1 protein-coding gene is annotated in these 876 nt (G+C 46.0%); it reads right to left on the bottom strand.

Annotated elements, in window-relative coordinates:
• Positions 1 to 620, bottom strand: a 620-nt coding sequence (locus G1O98_RS38405) for a TIGR03032 family protein (RefSeq protein WP_163939704.1), incomplete at its 3' end; no start/stop codon positions are given.
• Between the last annotated feature and the right edge of the window lie 256 nt (positions 621 to 876).

Below are 876 nucleotides of genomic sequence, written 5' to 3'. Positions count from 1 at the left end.
GCGATGATTTCATTTTGGGCAACGTCGATGACGACTCCCCCATCATGGCGATGATTACGCCAGCCGGCGGCTGTATCTGTGGTACTACAGGCAGTGACATAAGCGGGTTTGCCTTCTACCATTGCTAACCCATTGAGATGACAACGATCTTCGGCGAGGAGTTTGGAAATAAAGGGCGGTTGCCATAAGGGAACAAAGTTGTAGTCTGGGCTGAGGGTGGCTAAACAACTAAAGTCGGTATTGACAAAAATCACTTTTCCGGCATCGTCTAACACTACTTCATGAGCGTTGACATCGCCTGTAGTGTAAGCGGTGCGGGGGACATAAAGGCGATCGCATTCCCCATGTTTTTCGCCATTAGCCAAGAAGTTATCAAAATGCCAGAGTTGGTAGCGGGTAGTCATGTAGAGGCTTTTGCCTGCTACATATAGCCCCATTGGTTTGTCGAATAGTCTTTCGTTGAGCTTCAGCTGTCTGTTCGCTTGATTACTAACGAAAAAAAGGCGGTTGGTTTGGTAGGTTGTGAATGCCAAGCTGAGATTTTGCTTGCATAGCCAAGAGCCGAATTGCTCAGAAGCGTTGATTTCTAGTCCACTAGGCGCAGAAACAGGGGTTTCCATTGGTTATTGGGTTAAAGGAGACTAATTAGTTTTGATTTGTTATCCTGAAACGTTGAATGCTCCCACAGGCGCGACATTATGCGACTTTATTTGATAAAGAATTAGGATTGAGGTTAAGGCCCTTACCAGTAATAAAATGCCCAGCCGTATCAATAATATTTTTGGCAAAACCGAGGTATATAGGCGCTTTCGCCTTTCTCCCAAAGGGAGACGCACTCGCGTTCGGGGCGAAAGCTAGGCTTATAGCATTTTATTT

It is taken from the genome of Nostoc sp. UIC 10630, assembly GCF_010747425.1.
In the GTDB taxonomy this organism is placed as follows: domain Bacteria; phylum Cyanobacteriota; class Cyanobacteriia; order Cyanobacteriales; family Nostocaceae; genus Nostoc.
This window is presented reverse-complemented; position numbering and strand designations above follow the sequence as displayed.